Here is a 17662-nt window from a genome sequence, read left to right as displayed (position 1 = left end):
TGCATTACGAACATGACCGCGGCTATTCCCTTTGGACAGATGATAACTTTGACAGAACAAACGCTTCTTGATAAAATCAAAGGAGGGTGGGCCGGGCAGACCATTGGCTGCACTTATGGAGGCCCAACCGAATTCAAATACAAGGGAGCTTTTATTAATGACAAAACCCCCATCATCTGGTATGATGACTATTGTAAGGATATCTTTGAACAAGATCCCGGACTATACGATGATGTCTACATGGACCTGACTTTTCTTGAGGTGATGCAGCACGAAGGCATTGATGCGCCCGCGGAATCTTATGCCAAAGCATTTGCAAATGCCAACTACAAGCTGTGGCACGCCAATCAGGCAGCCCGATACAACATTCTTCATGGTATAATGCCACCTGCTTCTGGCTATTGGAAAAATAATCCGCATGTAGACGATATTGATTTTCAAATAGAATCTGACTTTATCGGAATGATTTGTCCAGGGATGCCTAATGCTGCAGCACGCTTTGCTGATCGTATCGGCCACATCATGAACTATGGTGATGGATATTATGGTGGAGTGTTTATGTCGGCAATGTACACCTATGCCTTTGTCTGCGATGATATTGAAGAGATTATCACCTCATCCCTGAAGTCGCTTCCTTCCGAATGTAAATATCGGCGTTGCATAGAGGATGTTGTTCGCTATCACCAGCAATATCCTGATGACTGGAAGCGTTGCTGGCTCGAAGTCGAGCGCAATTATTCTTTTGACATAGGCTGTCCGGAGGGGGTATATAATGCTTTTGACATTGATGCTGTTATTAATGGCGCATATTGTGTTATGGGTCTCCTCTATGGTGATGGGGACTTTGACAAGACCATTGACATTTCGACTCGCTGCGGCCAGGATTCCGACTGTAACCCTGCTACGGCGGCAGGCATCCTTGGCGTCATCAAAGGGTGGAGCCAAATCCCTGACAAATGGAAAGCAGCCATAGACCGCTGTGGCGACATTGACTTTCCTTATACCCATATTTCCCTCAACTCCGTTTATGACATTAACTTGAAACTTCTAAAAGACGTAGTAATCGCCAATGGAGGAAAGGTAAGAAAGGGAAACTATATCTTTGAAGTGCAGCAGCCAATGGAAGTAGCAAAAGAGGAAAGTTTTGAGGGCCTTGAACCCTTGGAGAGGCAAATTCTCAAGTTTGATCTCGGTACACAGCGCACTTTCACCTTCACGGGATGTGCGGTTGTGCTGCAAGGCTTGGTTCGTCGGGATGGTAAAGATGCGAGCAATTACATAGCACGACTTGGAATATCCATTGATGGTATTGAAATGCCCGAAGTTGAAATGCCTTTTGATTACATCAAGCGCAAGTATGACATCTATTGGAATTATGACCTCACCGACGGCAGACACTCTATGATCGTGACATGGCTCAATCCGCATCCAGACTATGCGATTCAGTGCAAGGACTTGAATACTTGGAAAAGGACCGAATGACAATGAATGTGTAATACTGTGAATTGGAAAGTAAATGAATAAGAAAATCCTCTTGTTTTTCATGGCATTCGTATTCGGCATGCCATTCACTTCAGCAGCACAGCGGCCCATGGAGAAAGAGGCCCTCTGTCTTCAAAGTGAGATTCTGGGAAAGGACGTTGCATATTCTATTGTTCTCCCAGCAGGATACAGCGCAAACAACAATCGTTATCCTGTTGTCTACATGTTGCATGGCATTGGTGGCGATTGCTCCACTTGGATGGAATATGGACATGTAGCCACGGTAATGGACAATATGGTAAAGGCGGAGCAGATTCTTCCTTTCATCATTGTTATTCCTGACGGCTACCTTTCTTATTATGTTGACAGCTATGATGGGCGTCAGCCTTATGAAGAATTCTTCATCCATGAACTGAAACCATTTATCGACGAACATTACAGGACCATGCCGGATGCCGCCCATCAGGCAGTGATGGGCTTTTCCATGGGAGGTGCCGGCGCGTTGTCGCTGGCCCTTCGCAACGATGGTGTTCTCGGTTCTGCCGTTGCCCTCTCCCCATCCATTCGGACGGACGAACAGTATATGTTGGAAAATCCACAGTCTGCATGGGATGAACAGTGGGGAAAAATCTTCGGTGGGATAGGAGCTCAAGGCAAAGCTCGAATCACCCCGTACTATAAAACTCATTCACCTCTGCATCTTGTTCGGAACTCGAAGAACAGCAGGTTGAAGGATGGAGGTATTTTCATCGATGTGGGAGACAAGGAAAGAACTCTCTGCAGGAGTAACGAAATGCTTCACAGATTACTTTTGGAAAAAGGCTTCCAGCATTATTGGAACGTCCGCCATGGAGGGCATGATTTCGCAGTCTGGAATGCTGCTTTGCCATCTGCATTCAGTTATCTCTCGTCGCGTTTCAGCGGACAAAAGTATGAGGGATTGGATAGCCCCCGTTCTTTCATGGAGACTTGTTTGGCCGGAAAGCAGATTTACATTCCAGAGGCTACGGTTTGGCTGCCTTCTGACACGAGTACACTCTATCGCAAATACCCTGTTGTCTATATCAGCGGAACCACCGGCGAGGAGCAACGGCAATGTCTCGACGCTGTTGATGAGCTGATGCGTCAAGGGCTGTTGCCACAAATCGTAGTCGCTTTCCTGAACGGCAGCTTTTCCAATGAGGCAGTGCTGTCTACGGAAAAGCATGTCAGGTGCATCCGAAAATCCCAGCGTATGCGCGGCCTCATCCTGATGAACGGTCAGGGAAGAGCGTTCTTTGATGGCTTGAAACAAGAGAACCTGTTTGCTGCTGTCGTTATCAACCAGGGAGGAACAGTCTCTGAGAAGACGGCCATTTCTGCCATGGAGGGCTGCGAACGCTATCCGAAACTATGGATCCATGAGCCGGCAGATGCCTGGAGCTATGCTTCATGGAGCGAACTCCACATCTGGCTATGTTCCAATGAAAAGGAGCATGAATACCGTTCGTCCATGGCAAAGGCTTCTGTTCAGTGGAAAGAATGGCTGCTGTATATCGTTCAAAGAATTTATGTATAATTAAAAAATGAGCAAAAACTATGTTTATTGTTGACAATTACTTTTTGGCAATCATCTTTTGTTTTGTCACCATGATTTGCTGGGGCTCTTGGGGAAACACCCAGAAACTGGCTTCCAAAAGCTGGCGTTATGAACTTTTCTATTGGGACTATGTGCTTGGAATGGTGCTCTTTGCCCTGCTTTTAGGTCTTACTATGGGGTCTACGGGCGAGGAAGGTCGGTCGTTCATGATCGATTTGGCCCAAGGAGAGGCTGAAAATTTCAGTTGGATCGTCTTAGGCGGCGTTGTCTTCAATGCCTCCAACATACTCTTGTCTGCCTCGGTGTCCCTCGCAGGCATGGCAACAGCCTTTCCGCTTGGCGTGGGCATAGCCTTGGTGTTGGGCGTTGTCATCAATTATTTGGGTGTTCCGTCCGGCAATCCATTGCTGCTTTTTGGAGGCATCGTCCTGATAGTACTTGCCATCATTTGCAACGGAGTGGCTTCAGGCAAGACCAGCATGGCAAAGGGCGAAGCCGCTTCTGCCAATAAAAAAGGAATCGTCTTGGCCCTTCTGGCCGGCGTATTGATGTCGCTCTTCTTCCGATTTGTGGTAAAAGGCATGGACATGGAGAACTTCAAGAGCCCTCAGGCAGGCATGTTTACTCCCTATTCGGCCATATTCATCTTCTCCCTGGGCGTGCTGGTTAGCAACGTCGTCTTCAATACAATTGTCATGAAATACCCGTTTGTGGGCTCGCCAGTTTCCTATCGTGAGTACTTCAAGGGCAGTGCGGGCACTCACCTTACCGGCATGCTTGGGGGCGCCATTTGGGCTTTGGGTTCAGCTTTCAGCTACATCGCATCGGGGCAGGCGGGGCCCGCCATCTCTTATGCGCTTGGGCAAGGCGCCCCGATGATAGCTGCCATCTGGGGCGTATTTATATGGAAAGAGTATAAAGGCGCCCCGGCTGTGGCCAACTATCTGCTTACGGCGATGTTCGTGCTCTTTATCGTGGGATTGGGACTTGTTGTTGCAGCAGGGAACGGATAGGTCGGCAGCGGCTCAAGGGGCTTGCTTGCGGTCTTTCTTGTTCGCGGCATTTTCCAACGGGGTCACGCGGAACCAGTCGGCGTCGACCCACCCGCGGTTGGCATTTCCGGCGGGCTCCTGAGCCACAAAGCCCATGCGAGCCCCCACCCACTTGCCCTCGCGCATGGCGAAAGGCTCGCCCACGGGGGTGAAGCGGCGGCCGTCGCGGCTGTAGGCAAACTGCAGACGGCCGTCGCAGACGTTCATGCGCATGTAGATGTCTTCGTGGATGGCAAACTGGTAGTCGGTCTCGTCCCGCCCGGTCGGGGGGAGCGTGGCAAGCGTGCGGACGGTCTCCGGCTTGCCCTTGTCGGCGTTGTGGCAGGTGATTTGCCGTAGCTCGAAGCGGTCGGCCACGCGCCTGACGACGAGTGCCGAGTAGTCGAGGCCCATCATGACGAGGCCTCCCATCTGCCCCTCGGCCTTGCCCACGAGCTTGAGCCGAGCCGTGGCCGTGAAGCGGTCGGCCGGCGTCTTCTGGAGCAGCAGGCTGGGCGTGTGCCAGAGCGGCAGGTCGCTCTTGTGGGTGTAGAGGCGGAAAAAGCCCAGTGCGGTGGGCATGCCGAAAGTGGCGTCGTAGTTGGCCTGCCACTGCCATTGGGGCGAAAGGCGCGGCTCGTTGAACTCATCGCTCTCCGCCGGGTTGGTTATCGTGTGGGCGGCAGCCTTGGGCATGCGGTGTGTGAGGCAGGGTGTGCCGCAATAGCCACGGGCTGGCACGCGGCCCATGACGGGCCAGTTGTCGCGCCAGGTCACGGGCTGCAGGTGCACCACGCGGCCGTAGGGCCCCTTGTCCTGGAAGTGCAGGAACCAGTCTTCGCCGTATTTCGTGTGCACCCACGCGCCCTGATGGGGCCCGTTGACGGGGCTGTCGCCCTGGGCCAGCACCTTGCGCACCTCGTAGGGGCCGAAGGGCGAGCGGGCGCGCATGGCCAGCTGGAAGCCCGTGGGCACGCCGCCGGCCGGACACATAATCCAATACCAGCCGTCGCGCTTGTAGAATTTGGGGCCCTCGCAGGTGTGGTTCTCGGTGCCGTTGCCGTCGAACACGATGACGGGCCGGCCGATGGCGCGGGTGCCCTCGGCGTTGAGCTCGCGCACGGTGATGACCGAGGCGAAGCGGCTGCGGCTGTTGGCCCACGCGTTGACGAGGTAGCAGCGGCCGTCGTCGTCCCAGAGCGGCGTAGTGTCGATGATGCCTTTGCCGGGGATGACCAGCACGGGCGGCTCCCAGGGACCGGCCGGATGGGTGGCCCTGACCATGAAGACGCCGTTGTCGGGGTCGCCCCAGTAGATGTAGAACCTGCCGTTGTGATGGCGGATGCTGGGCGCCCACACGCCGTTGCCGTGCTGGGGGCGGCCGGAGAACATGCTGTCGGGCAGCACGCGGTCGAGGGCATGGCCGATGATTTCCCAGTTGACCAGGTCGCGGGAATGGAGCACCGGCAGTCCGGGCGTGCAGCTGAAGGAGCTCGACGTGAGGTAATAGTCGTCGCCCACGGCCACCACGTCAGGGTCGCTGTAGTCGGCGTTGATGACGGGATTGGTGTAGGTGCCGTCGCCGTTGTCGGGGCACCACACCTGCGAGCGGTACTGCGCCGCGGCGCCAAGGGGCAGCACGGCCAGCAGCAGCGAGCCCAGAATGTGTTTGGTGTGCATGGTGAAGGGTTTAGTTCTTGACGTATTTCTTGCCGTTGCTGATGTAGACACCACGCCGCAGCTGGGCCTGGCCGAGCTTGCCCGATGCGGCGGGGAGCCGTTGGCCCCTTATATTATAAAGGTGGGGCAGGGGCTGGCGGGCAGCCGTGGGCCGGAAGATGGCGGTGGGGGTGCCCGTGATGGTGGCATCGAGGGCGGCCTGAATGGCCGTGGTATTGTCGGTTGCGGCCGTGGTGGCACCGCAGTCGGTGATGCAGAAAGAGCGCGTGGCGGCGATGACGGGCAGCTGCACGGCGGGCCATTCACCGGCTCGCGCGGCCATTGCGTTCAGGGCCAGCAGGGCCATGAGGAGACGGAGGTATAGGCTTGGCATGTGTCTTTAGTTCAAGTAGCGTATGGTTTGCCTTTGGATAAGGCGTTGCAAATATAGGCAAAAAATATGGAACGCAGGGCCTCCGGGGTGTTAAATTTGCGCCGCCGCCGGCTCGCCCTTTTGCCAAACCGCCGTTGTCGCCCCGCCGTTGCGCCGCAATCGCATGGCGTTTGCGGCTTTGTCGCCCCGTGTTTACGGCTTTATCGCGTGGCGTTTGCGGCTTTGTCGCGCAGCCTCCCTGCCGTTGCCGCAGGGCGAGGGCCTATACGGCGCAGCCATGTGTCCTATCTGTTGTTCTGTCCAAACCCTTTCTGCACAGCCCGATGTCCCATCTGTTGTTCTGTCTTAACCTATTTGGCGCAGCTCGATGCCCGACATGTGGCCCTGTCAAAAAAAAGACCCGGGGCAATGATGCCTCGGGCCTTTGTGCGTCCTTAGGGACTCGAACCCTAGACCCACTGATTAAGAGTCAGTTGCTCTACCAGCTGAGCTAAGGACGCGTGCGCGAACGAAACGGCTTGGGTCAGGAGCCAACGATGGTGCGTCCTTAGGGACTCGAACCCTAGACCCACTGATTAAGAGTCAGTTGCTCTACCAGCTGAGCTAAGGACGCCCATTTCGTTTTTGCGTGTGCAAAGGTAGTGCCTTTTTCTGTAATGGCCAAACGTTTGTGGCGTTTTTTCTGAAAAACTTTCCGTGTCTTGGCCCGTCGTGGCCCATTGGGCGCGTCGTGGAGACCGCGCAAGGGTGGGGCGGAGGGCCGTCGGGGGTCAGAGGAACGGGGCCAGCAGGTGGGCCAGCCAGCCCGTGAACCGTTGCCCGCGCGTGCGCCACTGCCTCCACGACTCCTCGGTGAGGCGGAAGGAGTCGTGTTTCTCGCTGTCGAAGAGGCGGTCCAGCTCGTGCGTGGTACAGCGATCGAGGATGACGGCGTTCTCCTCATAGTCCCAGGCGAGGCTGCGTGCGTTGAGGTTGGCCGAGCCCACAGTGCAGAATCGGCCATCGACCATGATGACCTTGGTGTGGTGGAAGCCCGGTTTGTAGAGCCAAACGGTGCAGCCCTGCCGCATGAGCCGGTGGGCGTTGTAGAAGCCGCAGTCGGGCGTGAGGGGGATGTCGCTCCTGACAGACAGCATGATTTCTACCTTGACGCCGCGGCGTGCAGCGTCGCGCAGGGCCCGGCGGATGGGGCCGTTGAGGGTGAAGTAGGGGTTGATGATCTTGATGCTGTCGCGTGCAAAGCGGATGGCGTTGGTGTAGAACTCGCGGATGATGCGGTTGCTCGTGCGGGGCTCGCGGTTGATGATGCCCACCATTTTGCGGCCCGCCGTGGCGCAAGTGTCGGGCCGGAGTCCGTGGAAATAGCCGTCAAGGCCCAGCCCGCGGAAGTATTGCGGGCCGTGGACGCGCTGCCCGGTGACCCGGTTCCACGTGCGCAGGAAGATGGCCTGCAGGGTGTTCACCTCAGTGCCTTGGATTCGGCAGTGCATGTCGTGCCAGGAGCCCACCTGCGGCGTGCCGTTGATGTAGTAGTCAGCCACGTTCATGCCGCCGGTGTAGGCTATCTTGCCGTCGATGATTACTATTTTGCGGTGGTCGCGGGCAAAGGCATGATTGACCCAGGGGAAGCGTATGGGGTCGAACGCGTAAATCTCGATGCCGCGGCGGCGGATGTCGCGCAGGTGGCGCTTGAGCAGCGGGCGGTTGTTGCTGCGGTTGCCGAAAGCGTCGAAGAGGGCGCGCACTTCCACCCCCTCGGCCGCCTTGCGGGCCAGCAGGTCGAAGAGCATCGAGGCGATGGAGTCGTTGCGGAAGTTGAAGTATTCGAGGTGCACCGACGAGCGTGCCTGGCGGATGGCGGCAAAAAGATCGTCGAATTTCTGCTGCCCGGTGGCGAGCAGGGCGACGCTGTTGTCGTGGGAAAAGCTCACGCCACACGCCCGCAGGTGGCGGGCCATGAGCGAGTCGCTGGTCTGGGCGCGGGCTGCCGGGCCGACGACGGCAAGGAAAAGGATGAAGAGGGGTGCGAGGATGTGGCGGCGATGACGGACAGGACGCTTCATGCTCATTGGTTTAGCAACGTTGTGGCGTAGCTGTCGACGATGCCGAGCAGGTGCCTGTCGCTGTTGCACACCAGGACGGAGTGGATCTTGTAATGGTGCATGATGCGCTGTATCTCGGTGATTTTGGTGGTGGTGGCCACGATTTTCGGGGTGCGTGTCATGATGTCCGACACGGTGTGGTCGAAGAACTGGGCCTGCCACTGCTCCATGGCGCGGCGGATGTCGCCGTCGGTAATGATGCCGGCCACGCGGCCGTCGGCATCGAGCGACACGCCCAGACCGAGCTTGCCCTTGGACACATGGATGATGGCTTCGCCCAGATGCGTGCCCTCGGGAACGATGGGCAGGTCGTCGGTGCGCATCACATCCTCGGCCGTGGTAAGCAGTCGCTTGCCGAGTTCGCCGCCCGGATGGAACTGTGCGAAGTCGAGCGGACGGAAGTCGCGCACCTGCATCAGGGCCACGGCAAGCGCGTCGCCCATGGCCAATGCGGCCGTAGTCGACGAGGTTGGAGCCAGGTTTAGCGGGCAGGCTTCGTGGTCCACGTGCACCTGTATATGGGCTGCCGAGTACTTGGCGAGCAGGGATTGGGGGTTGCGGCTCATGCCGATGAGGGGCACATTCATGTGGAGCAGGATGGGCACGAAGCGCAGCAACTCGTCGGTCTGCCCCGAGTTGCTGATGGCCAGCACCACGTCGTCGGGCGTCATCACGCCCAGATCGCCGTGGTAAGCGTCGAGCGGGTTGATGAAGAAAGCCGGCGTACCGGTGGAGGCCAGCGTGGCCGCGATCTTGGCTCCCACGTTGCCGCTCTTGCCCACACCGGTGACAATGACCTTGCCGCGGCAGTGATACATCAGCGAGACGGCCCGCTCGAAGTTGTTGTCGAGCTGGGGAATGAGGTCGAGCACGGCCTGGGCCTCGTCGCGCAAGCAGCGTTCGGCATACTGACGGGAGAGCTTGAGCCGCTCTTCGGAGGAATGTTCGGTCATAGCAGTTGGGAAATCAGGGATTCGAGTTTGTCGAGTTCGAGCATGTTGGCCGCGTCGGAGAGACCGCGGTCGGGGTCGGGATGCACCTCGAAGAAGAAGCCCGTGGCCCCGAAAGCCTTGGCGGCCAAGGCCATGGCGGGCACAAACTTGCGGTCGCCCACGGTCTTGCCGTCGCCGGCCGAGGGCCGCTGCACGCTGTGGGTGCAGTCCATGACGACGGTGGGCACCAGCCCGAGCATGTCGGGGATGTTGCGGAAATCGACCACGAGATTGTTGTATCCGAAGCAGTTGCCGCGCTCGGTGAGCCACACTTCGCGGGCGCCGCTCTCGCGTGCTTTCTGTACGGGATACACCATGTCGCGGCCCGAGAGGAACTGTGCCTTCTTGATGTTGACGATGCGGCCCGTGCGTGCGGCGGCTACGAGCAGGTCGGTCTGGCGGCAGAGAAAGGCCGGAATCTGGAGCACGTCGCACACTTCGCCGGCGGCCTCGGCCTGCCAGGCCTCGTGAATGTCGGTGGTGATGCGCAGGTGATGGCGTTGGCGCACGTCGGCGAGCATCTGCAGGCCGCGCTCCAGGCCCGGCCCGCGGAACGAGTGGAGCGAGGTGCGGTTGGCCTTGTCGAACGAGGCCTTGAAGATGATGTCGGTGCCCAGGCGGCGGTTGATGGCCGTCAGGCGCGAGGCTACGGTGTCGAGCAGCTCGGCCGACTCGATGACACAGGGGCCGGCGATGAGTATGGGTTGTTGTTCTTTCATCTGTTCATGTTTCATCTTGCATGGCATGCGGGTCGTGTTGCGGGGAGCGGTTCCCGCCGTGGCCGGCGAGGGCTGCGGGAACGGCGGGGCCGACGCCGTGAATGCGAGCCTTTTTCCCATATACGTGACGCGTAAACGGCGTGATTGGGACTGCAAAGTTATAAAAAGTTTGGCTGATAAGTGTGCAAGCGTTTTGAAAATAATGCCTTGCCGGCCATTCTTTTAGCTTTTGACCCCAGCGGCCGGCGGCGGCTGCACGAGCCGTATGTATAAATATGTGTACCGTGCCCGAAGTTTTTTGTTAAATGGTTGAAAAGTTAGCCGAAGATTTACTAACTTTGTGCTCGCTTAGCGAATTATATCTAAAATAACGTTATATTTTTTATGAATTTCACTTTGTTGATTACCGTTTTGCTGACGGCTGTAACGCTTGTGGTGGCTGCTTTTGTCATCGCCAAGCTCATCGGACCGCGCTCTTACAATCCGGTAAAGGGTGAGCCTTTCGAGTGTGGCATCCCCACACGCGGCAGTTCGTGGCTGCCGATGCACGTGGGATACTATCTCTTTGCCATCCTCTTCCTGGTGTTCGACATCGAGACCGTGTTCCTTTACCCCTGGGCGGTGGTCGTGAGACAGTTTGGAGCGATGGCCCTCGTGAGCATCGGTTTCTTCTTGCTGGTATTGGTATTTGGCCTGGCATACGCTTGGCGGAAAGGAGCGCTGGAATGGAAGTAAGTAAAAGAGCGTCGATCAAGAGCATTCCTTTTGATGAATTCAAGGACAACGACTCCTTGGAGAAGATAGCCCAGGAGCTGAACGACGGTGGAGCCAACGTGATTCTGGGCTCGCTGGACGCAGCCATCAACTGGGGCCGCAGCAATTCGCCGTGGTCGCTGACCTTTGGCACGTCGTGCTGCGGTATTGAATTCATGGCCATCGGCTGCGCCCGTTACGACATGGCACGCTTCGGATGGGAGGTGACGCGCAACTCGCCGCGCCAGGCCGACCTCATTATGTGTGCCGGTACCATCACCAACAAGATGGCCCCGGTGTTCAAACGCCTGTACGACGAAATGGCCGAACCCAAGTATGTGGTGGCCGTAGGTGGATGCACCATCAGCGGAGGCCCGTTCAAAAAGAGCTACAGCGTGGTGCGGGGCATCGACGAACTGGTGCCCGTGGACGTGTACATCCCCGGATGTCCGCCGCGTCCCGAGGCCATCATCTACGGCATGATGCAGTTGCAGCGCAAGATAAAGGTGGAGAAATTCTTCGGCGGAGCCAACCACAAGATGACCCGCGACGAGAAAGAGGAGAGCCTGGCCCTCGGCGGTCTGCACGGCATGAGCAACGAGAACTTCTCGTCGGCCAAGATCGGTCACAAGGCTCCCATCATCGTTTCCGGCATTCCCACCGAGGAAGAGGTGGAACAGCTGGGCAAGGAACTCGAGGAACTGAAGACGGCTGCTCCCGCCGCCGCCCCGGTTGCCGACAAGGAAACCCCGGCCCGGACAGCCGCCTCCGCCGCTGCTGCACCTGCCGCAGCACCTGCCTCTGAGAATAAATAAGGTAATCGGAATATAAAGATATTGAAAGAGAATGAAACTCGAAAACAAAGAATTCGGCTTTGACAGCTTTGCCCGGGAAATGGGCAGGCTGAAGGAAGAGAAGCATTTCGACTACCTGGTTACCATTGTAGGCGAAGACTTCGGCCCCGAAGAGGGACTGGGGTGCATCTATATTCTGGAGAATACACAGACACACGAGCGCACCTCGGTGAAGCAGCTGGCCAAGCAGGTGGGCGAGGAATACGTGGTTCCTTCGGTCATCCGGCTTTGGGCCGACGCCGACCTGCTGGAGCGTGAGGTGTTCGACTTCCTCGGCATCAAGTTCCTGGGGCATCCCGACATGCGCCGCCTCTTCATGCGTAATGACTTCACAGGCTACCCCTTGCGCAAGGATTTCGACATGAGTCCCGAGGCCAACCGATTCCCCATGACCGACGAACCCGAGACCGACTGGACGTCGGAGTGGAATCTGGACGACGAGGGACGCCTGGTGGAGACCCGTCACCGCCTCTTCGACGAGGACGACTTCGTCATCAACTTCGGCCCCAATCACCCGTCCACCCACGGTGTGCTGCGCTTGCAGACGGTGGTGGACGGCGAGACAATCAAGCATGTTTATCCGCATTTGGGCTATATCCACCGCGGTATGGAGAAGATGATGGAGAGCATGACCTACCCGCAGACACTGGCTCTGACCGACCGTCTGAACTATCTCTGCGCCATGCACCACCGCCATGCACTGGTGGGCGTGATAGAAGAAGCCATGGGCGTCGAGCTCAGCGACCGCATTCTCTACGTCCGCACCATCATGGACGAGTTGCAGCGCATCGACAATCACCTGCTGTTCCTTGGCACCTGTGCGCAGGATTTGAGTGCGCTGACGGCTTTTCTCTACTGCATGCGCGACCGTGAGCACGTGCTCAACGTGATGGAGGAAACCACCGGCGGCCGGCTCATTCAGAACTATTACCGCATCGGTGGCCTGCAGGCCGACATCGATCCAAACTTCGTACAGAACACTAAGACCCTGTGCAAGTACCTGCGTCCGATGGTGCAGGAGTATCTTGACGTGTTTGGCGACAACGTGATTACCCACCAGCGGCTGGAGGGTGTGGGCCCGCTCGACATGGCCGACAGCATCAATTATGGTGTCACCGGCCCCGCCGGACGCGCCTCTGGCTGGCACAACGACGTGCGCAAGAACCATCCGTATGCCTTATATAATAAGGTGGAGTTTAAGGAAATCGTGGGTATCCATGGCGACTCCATGGACCGCTACATGATTCATATCCATGAGCTCTATCAGAGTCTCGACATTATCGAGCAGTTAATCGACAACATCCCCGAGGGCGACTTCTACATCAAGCAGAAGCCAATCATCAAGGTTCCCGAGGGCCAGTGGTACTTCTCGGTGGAGGGTGGAGCCGGCGAGTTCGGCGTTTATCTCGACAGCCGGGGCGACAAGAGCCCCTACCGCGTGAAGATGCGCCCGATGGGCCTCACCATTGCCGGTGCTTTCGACAGGATGCTGAAAGGGCAGAAGATAGCCGACCTCGTGGCCACGGGTGCTGCTGTCGACTTTGTGATTCCCGACCTCGACCGGTAGAGTTTATAGAATTAACAGATAAAAAGATTAAAACATTCCTCTTCAATGTTTGACTTTAGCATAGTAACAACTTGGTTTGACAGTCTTCTGCGCCAGACACTCGGCCTGGGCGACTTCCTGTCAATCCTGATAGAGTGCGTGGTTGTGGGCGTGTTGATTCTCACGGCTTACGCTCTTATCGCCATCGCTCTGATTTTCATGGAGCGCAAGGTGTGTGCCTACTTCCAGTGCCGACTCGGCCCAATGCGCGTGGGCCCGTGGGGCATCTTCCAGGTATTCGCCGATGTGGTGAAGATGCTGATAAAGGAAATCTTCGCGGTTGACAAGGCCGACAAGTTCCTCTATTACCTCGCCCCGTTCCTTGTGATAATCGCTTCGGTCGGCACTTTCTCGTTCCTTCCCTGGAACAAGGGGGCCGGCATCCTCGATTTCAACGTTGGCGTGTTCCTCATCACGGCCATCTCGTCGATTGGCGTGCTGGGCATCTTCATTGCCGGATGGGGTAGCAACAACAAGTATTCCGTGGTGTCGGCCATGCGCGGAGCCGTACAGATGATTTCTTATGAGCTCTCGCTCGGCCTTTGCCTCATTGCAGCCGTTGCCCTAACGGGCACCATGCAGGTGAGCGGCATCGTGGCCGAGCAGACAGGACCCTGGAATTGGCTGATTGTCAAGGGCCACATCCCTGCCATCATTGCCTTTCTCGTGTTCCTTGTAGCCGGCAATGCCGAGGCCAACCGTGGTCCGTTCGACATGGCTGAGGCCGAGAGCGAGCTGACGGCCGGTTATCACACCGAGTACTCCGGCATGGGATTTGGCTTCTATTACCTGGCCGAATATCTCAATCTCTTTGTCATTGCAGGAATCGCCTCCACCGTCTTCCTGGGCGGCTGGGCCCCGCTGAACATCGGCGTGGCTGCTTTCGACACGGTGATGAACTATATCCCCGGCTTCGTGTGGTTCTTTGGCAAGACCTTTGCAGTGGTCTGGCTGCTGATGTGGATTCGCTGGACGTTCCCCCGTCTGCGCATTGACCAGATTCTGAAGCTCGAATGGAAGTACCTCATGCCGCTGTCGCTGCTCAACCTGGTCTTGATGACCGTGTGCGTGGCACTGGGCTGGTACGTGAAGTAAAACTGCTTATATAAATAAAGGTATAAGGTAACATGTCTAACAATAATAAAACTTATTTCCAGGAAATTGCGGACGGCATGAAGACGCTGGCTGTTGGCCTGAAGACGACGCTGAAGGAATACTTCACGCCCAAGTCGACGGAGCAATATCCTGAGAACCGCAAGACCACGCTCCACGTGGCCAAGCGTCACCGCGGCAGACTTGTCTTCAAGCGCGATGAGAACGGTGCCTACAAGTGTACGGCCTGCACCATGTGCGAGAAAGCCTGCCCCAACGACACCATTAAGATTCTGGCTCACATGGAGACCAACGCCGAGACGGGCCGCAAGAAGAAGCAGCTGGACGACTATCAGTACGATTTGGGCGACTGCATGTTCTGCGAACTGTGCGTCAACGCCTGCAATTTCGATGCCATTGAGTTCACCAACGACTTCGAGAACGCCGTGTTCGACCGTTCCAAACTGGTGCTTCATCTGGACAAGGAAGTCTATCAAGGCGGCTCGCTGCCCGGTCTGATTGATGGCGGCGCACCGCTCACCATCGGTAAGTTCAATACTAAAACCAAGTAAAGATTATGGCAAATATCGTAGTATTCTGTATTCTCGCTGTAGTCATTCTTGGCTCAGCGGTTCTGTCGGTGATGACAACCCAGATTATGCGGGCGGCTACTTTCCTGCTGTTTGTGCTTTTTGGGGTCGCCGGCCTCTATTTCCTTCTCGACTATACATTCCTTGGTGCCGCCCAGATTAGCATTTATGCCGGTGGCATTACAATGATGTATATCTTCGCCATCAACCTGGTTTCCAAGCAGACGTTGCAGGGCTTGGTGGAGCGTTTCAAGGGCACGCGCGTGTTCCAGGGAGCCTTGCTCTCGCTGGTTGGCCTGGGCACGGTGGCCGTGGTGTTCCTCAAGACCCGCTTCGTCAATCTGTTCATGCAGGCCCCCGACGCGGAGGTCTCCATGGATCAGATTGGTACCGCCCTTGTGGGCAGCGAAAAATATCAGTATGTGTTGCCATTCGAGTTCATCTCAGTGTTCCTGCTGGCTTGTATCATCGGTGGCATTATGATTGCAAGAAAGGAGGACAAGAAATGATCGTTCCCGTAGAATGTCTGTTGGGTCTGAGCGCCCTGCTGTTTTTTATTGGCGTATTTGGTTTCGTGACGCGCCGCAACTTGATTGCGATGCTCATTTCCATTGAGCTTGTGCTGAACGCCGTAGACCTCAACTTCGCCGTCTTCAACCGCTTCCTGTTCCCCGGCCAGTTTGAAGGAATGTTCTTCACACTGTTCTCCATCGGCGTGAGTGCGGCAGAGACGGCTGTGGCCCTCGCCATCATCATCAATGTTTACCGCAACTACCACAGCGACCAGGTGAACAGCATTGAAAATATGAAATTCTAAACAACACTGCTTCATCACACCATGGAATACAGTTATTCGTTCCTGATACTTCTTCTCCCGCTGCTGAGTTTTCTTTTGCTCGGACTCGGCGGCAAGTATATGAAGAAGCCGGTAGCCGGTGTCATCGGCACCGTGGTGCTTCTCTCCCTCTGGGCGATGAGCCTCTACACGGCTTATGAATATTTCTTTGCCATTGGCCGTGGGGCCGACGGCCTCTATCCGACGGTCACCGTCTTCGACGTCACCTGGCTGAAGTTCACCGATTTGCTGACGTTCAACATCGGCTTCCGCCTCACGCCCATCAGCGTCATGATGCTCATTGTGATCACCACTGTGAGCTCTATGGTCCACATCTACAGCTTCGGCTACATGGCTGAGCGCGACGAGCACTACGTCAAGGAAGGCTATGAAAAGGGCTTCCAGCGCTTCTATGCGTTCCTCTCGCTCTTCACCATGTCGATGCTTGGACTCGTCGTAGCCACCAACATTTTCCAGATGTACATGTTCTGGGAGCTTGTGGGCGTGTGCTCTTATCTGCTCATCGGCTTCTACTATCCCAAGCACACGGCCGTGCATGCCTCGAAGAAGGCCTTCATTGTGACGCGTTTTGCCGACCTGTTCTTCCTTATCGGCATCCTCTTCTTCAGCTACTATGTGGGAACGTTCAACTTCGACCTGAACGCCGACGCCTCGCTGGCCGACAGACTTCCACACGCTGCTTGGATTCTGCCCACGGCCTTGTTCTTCATGTTTATCGGCGGCGCCGGCAAGTCGGCCATGTTCCCGCTTCACATCTGGCTGCCCGACGCCATGGAGGGTCCCACGCCCGTCAGTGCGCTCATCCACGCCGCTACGATGGTGGTGGCCGGTGTCTACCAGGTGGCTGCACTGTTCCCCATCTGGGTGCAGTACGCTCCAGAGGCACTCCACTACGTGGCCTACATCGCCGCGTTCACCGCTTTCTATGCCGCCGCTGTGGCCTGCACCCAGTCCGACATCAAGCGCGGCCTGGCTTTCTCGACCATTTCCCAGATTGCCTACATGCTTGTGGCGCTCGGCGTGTGCACCGCCGTTGAGGGCGAAGGCGGGTTTGGCTACATGGCCAGCATGTTCCATCTCTTCACCCATGCCATGTTCAAGGCCCTGCTGTTCCTCTGTTCCGGCGCCATCATTGTGATTATAGGGTCCAACTTCAAGGAGTATATGGGCGGCCTTCACAAGTACATGCCCATCACCAACATCTGTTTCCTCATCGGCACAATAGCCATCAGCGGCTTCTTCCCACTGGCCGGTTTCTTCTCGAAAGACGAGATCGTGGACGCCTGTTTCCACTTTGCACCGTGGCTGGGTTGGTTCATGACGCTTGTGTCGGGCATGACTTCTTTCTACATGTTCCGTCTCTATTTCGTCATTTTCTGGGGCAAGTCCTACTATGAGCAGGACCCCGACCACCGTCGTCGTCCCGCCGAGGTGCCCTTCATCATGTGGGGCCCGCTGGTGTTCCTGGCCGTCGTTTCCTGCCTGGCCGGCTGGATTCCCTTTGGTCACTTCGTTTCCGGCGACGGCCACGCGGAGGATATTGCCCTCCAGCACTTCCAGTGGGGCTCCACTGCATGGTTCAGTCTGCTGGCCGCCACCATAGGCCTGTCCTTGTCGTGGTGGATGTACAAGAGCGGTGAGAACCCTGCATCCGACATGTTGCAGCGGCGCATGCCGCGTCTGCACAGGGCAGCCCTCAACCGTTTCTACATCGACGACGCCTGGCAGTTCTTTACACACAAGGTGGTTTTCCGTTGCTTCTCCATCCCTATAGCCTGGTTCGACCGCCACGTCATCGACGGCATGTTCAACTTCTCGGCGTGGGCCACGCAGGAAGCAGGCGAAACCATACGCCCTTGGCAGAGCGGAGACGTGCGCCAGTACGCCGCATGGTTCCTCACGGGCAGCGTTGCCCTGACCATCATCCTGCTTTGCATGCTTAGCTAACAGTAT

General features: G+C 56.7%; 16 protein-coding genes and 2 tRNA genes. 11 read left to right on the top strand and 7 right to left on the bottom strand.

All coding sequences use genetic code 11. The features are described from left to right. Positions 1-12 precede the first annotated feature (12 nt). The 3 genes from L888_RS0102180 to L888_RS0102170 are packed head-to-tail and all read left to right on the top strand — an operon-like array spanning position 13 to position 4074. Complete coding sequence (locus tag L888_RS0102180; protein ID WP_449404745.1) at positions 13-1482, top strand: ADP-ribosylglycohydrolase family protein; 1470 nt, start codon at positions 13-15, stop codon at positions 1480-1482. 34 nt (positions 1483-1516) lie between these two features. Further along, complete coding sequence (locus L888_RS0102175; protein WP_027951690.1) at positions 1517-3040, top strand: alpha/beta hydrolase; 1524 nt, start codon at positions 1517-1519, stop codon at positions 3038-3040. A 20-nt stretch (positions 3041-3060) separates the two neighbouring features. Next, positions 3061-4074, top strand: a complete 1014-nt coding sequence (locus tag L888_RS0102170; protein WP_027951689.1) for a GRP family sugar transporter — start codon at positions 3061-3063, stop codon at positions 4072-4074. A gap of 12 nt (positions 4075-4086) precedes the next feature. On the opposite strand, the gene L888_RS0102165 is transcribed toward L888_RS0102170, so the two are convergent. From L888_RS0102165 to kdsA, 7 genes are all read right to left on the bottom strand, one after another. Continuing rightward, positions 4087-5772, bottom strand: coding sequence for a glycoside hydrolase family 43 protein (locus tag L888_RS0102165; protein ID WP_027951688.1), 1686 nt, complete (start codon positions 5770-5772; stop codon positions 4087-4089). 10 nt (positions 5773-5782) lie between these two features. Then, on the bottom strand, positions 5783-6145 hold the full coding sequence (locus tag L888_RS0102160; protein ID WP_005846857.1) for a hypothetical protein: 363 nt from the start codon (positions 6143-6145) through the stop codon (positions 5783-5785). A gap of 427 nt (positions 6146-6572) precedes the next feature. After that, positions 6573-6645 (bottom strand) — tRNA-Lys (locus tag L888_RS0102155). A 37-nt stretch (positions 6646-6682) separates the two neighbouring features. Further along, a tRNA-Lys gene (locus L888_RS0102150) sits at positions 6683-6758 on the bottom strand. A 157-nt stretch (positions 6759-6915) separates the two neighbouring features. After that, a complete protein-coding gene (locus tag L888_RS0102145; RefSeq protein WP_044248441.1) occupies positions 6916-8208 on the bottom strand; it encodes a phospholipase D-like domain-containing protein in 1293 nt (430 codons plus the stop codon). Between the two features lie 2 nt (positions 8209-8210). Next, positions 8211-9200: a KpsF/GutQ family sugar-phosphate isomerase gene (locus L888_RS0102140; protein WP_005846854.1), complete on the bottom strand. Its 990-nt coding sequence runs from the start codon at positions 9198-9200 to the stop codon at positions 8211-8213. After that, on the bottom strand, positions 9197-9958 hold the full coding sequence (gene kdsA / locus L888_RS0102135) for a 3-deoxy-8-phosphooctulonate synthase (RefSeq protein WP_027951686.1): 762 nt from the start codon (positions 9956-9958) through the stop codon (positions 9197-9199). The genes L888_RS0102140 and kdsA overlap by 4 nt, the downstream gene beginning before the upstream one ends. Before the next feature lie 384 nt (positions 9959-10342). On the opposite strand from kdsA, the gene L888_RS0102130 reads away from it, so the two are divergent. From L888_RS0102130 to nuoL, 8 genes are read left to right on the top strand one after another with little or no spacing between them, the layout of a single operon-like run. Next, on the top strand, positions 10343-10693 hold the full coding sequence (locus L888_RS0102130) for an NADH-quinone oxidoreductase subunit A (protein WP_027951685.1): 351 nt from the start codon (positions 10343-10345) through the stop codon (positions 10691-10693). Further along, positions 10684-11526: an NADH-quinone oxidoreductase subunit B gene (locus tag L888_RS0102125; protein WP_027951684.1), complete on the top strand. Its 843-nt coding sequence runs from the start codon at positions 10684-10686 to the stop codon at positions 11524-11526. Before L888_RS0102130 ends, L888_RS0102125 begins: the two co-directional genes overlap by 10 nt. A 31-nt stretch (positions 11527-11557) precedes the next feature. Then, entirely contained in the window at positions 11558-13132 is a 1575-nt protein-coding gene (locus tag L888_RS0102120; RefSeq protein ID WP_027951683.1) for an NADH-quinone oxidoreductase subunit D-related protein, read from the top strand. 45 nt (positions 13133-13177) lie between these two features. After that, positions 13178-14266 (top strand): NADH-quinone oxidoreductase subunit NuoH, encoded by a 1089-nt coding sequence (gene nuoH, locus L888_RS0102115; RefSeq protein WP_027951682.1) that lies wholly within the window; start codon positions 13178-13180, stop codon positions 14264-14266. 32 nt (positions 14267-14298) lie between these two features. Then, entirely contained in the window at positions 14299-14835 is a 537-nt protein-coding gene (locus L888_RS0102110; protein ID WP_005846845.1) for a NuoI/complex I 23 kDa subunit family protein, read from the top strand. Positions 14836-14840: 5 nt separating this feature from the next. Further along, positions 14841-15362: an NADH-quinone oxidoreductase subunit J family protein gene (locus tag L888_RS0102105; RefSeq protein WP_027951681.1), complete on the top strand. Its 522-nt coding sequence runs from the start codon at positions 14841-14843 to the stop codon at positions 15360-15362. Next, the gene (gene nuoK / locus L888_RS0102100; protein ID WP_005846842.1) at positions 15359-15670 is read left to right on the top strand and encodes an NADH-quinone oxidoreductase subunit NuoK; all 312 of its coding nucleotides are present in this window, start codon (positions 15359-15361) and stop codon (positions 15668-15670) included. Before L888_RS0102105 ends, nuoK begins: the two co-directional genes overlap by 4 nt. Before the next feature lie 21 nt (positions 15671-15691). Beyond that, positions 15692-17656 carry an NADH-quinone oxidoreductase subunit L gene (gene nuoL / locus L888_RS0102095; RefSeq protein ID WP_027951679.1) on the top strand — a complete coding sequence of 655 codons (1965 nt, stop codon included), beginning with the start codon at positions 15692-15694 and terminating at the stop codon, positions 17654-17656. Positions 17657-17662 lie beyond the last annotated feature (6 nt).

This window comes from Hallella seregens ATCC 51272 (assembly GCF_000518545.1).
Lineage (GTDB): Bacteria > Bacteroidota > Bacteroidia > Bacteroidales > Bacteroidaceae > Prevotella > Prevotella seregens.
Note: the sequence above shows the minus strand (reverse complement) of the source record. Positions and strands in the feature narration are given on the sequence as shown.

Excerpts from the sequence above, each read along its gene's own strand:
- L888_RS0102180 (WP_449404745.1), top strand. The coding sequence starts at position 13 with ATGACCGCGGCTATTCCCTTTGGACAGATGATAACTTTGACAGAACAA.
- L888_RS0102175 (WP_027951690.1), top strand. The coding sequence starts at position 1,517 with ATGAATAAGAAAATCCTCTTGTTTTTCATGGCATTCGTATTCGGCATG.
- L888_RS0102170 (WP_027951689.1), top strand. The coding sequence starts at position 3,061 with ATGTTTATTGTTGACAATTACTTTTTGGCAATCATCTTTTGTTTTGTC.
- L888_RS0102165 (WP_027951688.1), bottom strand. The coding sequence starts at position 5,772 with ATGCACACCAAACACATTCTGGGCTCGCTGCTGCTGGCCGTGCTGCCC.
- L888_RS0102160 (WP_005846857.1), bottom strand. The coding sequence starts at position 6,145 with ATGCCAAGCCTATACCTCCGTCTCCTCATGGCCCTGCTGGCCCTGAAC.
- L888_RS0102145 (WP_044248441.1), bottom strand. The coding sequence starts at position 8,208 with ATGAAGCGTCCTGTCCGTCATCGCCGCCACATCCTCGCACCCCTCTTC.
- L888_RS0102140 (WP_005846854.1), bottom strand. The coding sequence starts at position 9,200 with ATGACCGAACATTCCTCCGAAGAGCGGCTCAAGCTCTCCCGTCAGTAT.
- kdsA (WP_027951686.1), bottom strand. The coding sequence starts at position 9,958 with ATGAAAGAACAACAACCCATACTCATCGCCGGCCCCTGTGTCATCGAG.
- L888_RS0102130 (WP_027951685.1), top strand. The coding sequence starts at position 10,343 with ATGAATTTCACTTTGTTGATTACCGTTTTGCTGACGGCTGTAACGCTT.
- L888_RS0102125 (WP_027951684.1), top strand. The coding sequence starts at position 10,684 with ATGGAAGTAAGTAAAAGAGCGTCGATCAAGAGCATTCCTTTTGATGAA.
- L888_RS0102120 (WP_027951683.1), top strand. The coding sequence starts at position 11,558 with ATGAAACTCGAAAACAAAGAATTCGGCTTTGACAGCTTTGCCCGGGAA.
- nuoH (WP_027951682.1), top strand. The coding sequence starts at position 13,178 with ATGTTTGACTTTAGCATAGTAACAACTTGGTTTGACAGTCTTCTGCGC.
- L888_RS0102110 (WP_005846845.1), top strand. The coding sequence starts at position 14,299 with ATGTCTAACAATAATAAAACTTATTTCCAGGAAATTGCGGACGGCATG.
- L888_RS0102105 (WP_027951681.1), top strand. The coding sequence starts at position 14,841 with ATGGCAAATATCGTAGTATTCTGTATTCTCGCTGTAGTCATTCTTGGC.
- nuoK (WP_005846842.1), top strand. The coding sequence starts at position 15,359 with ATGATCGTTCCCGTAGAATGTCTGTTGGGTCTGAGCGCCCTGCTGTTT.
- nuoL (WP_027951679.1), top strand. The coding sequence starts at position 15,692 with ATGGAATACAGTTATTCGTTCCTGATACTTCTTCTCCCGCTGCTGAGT.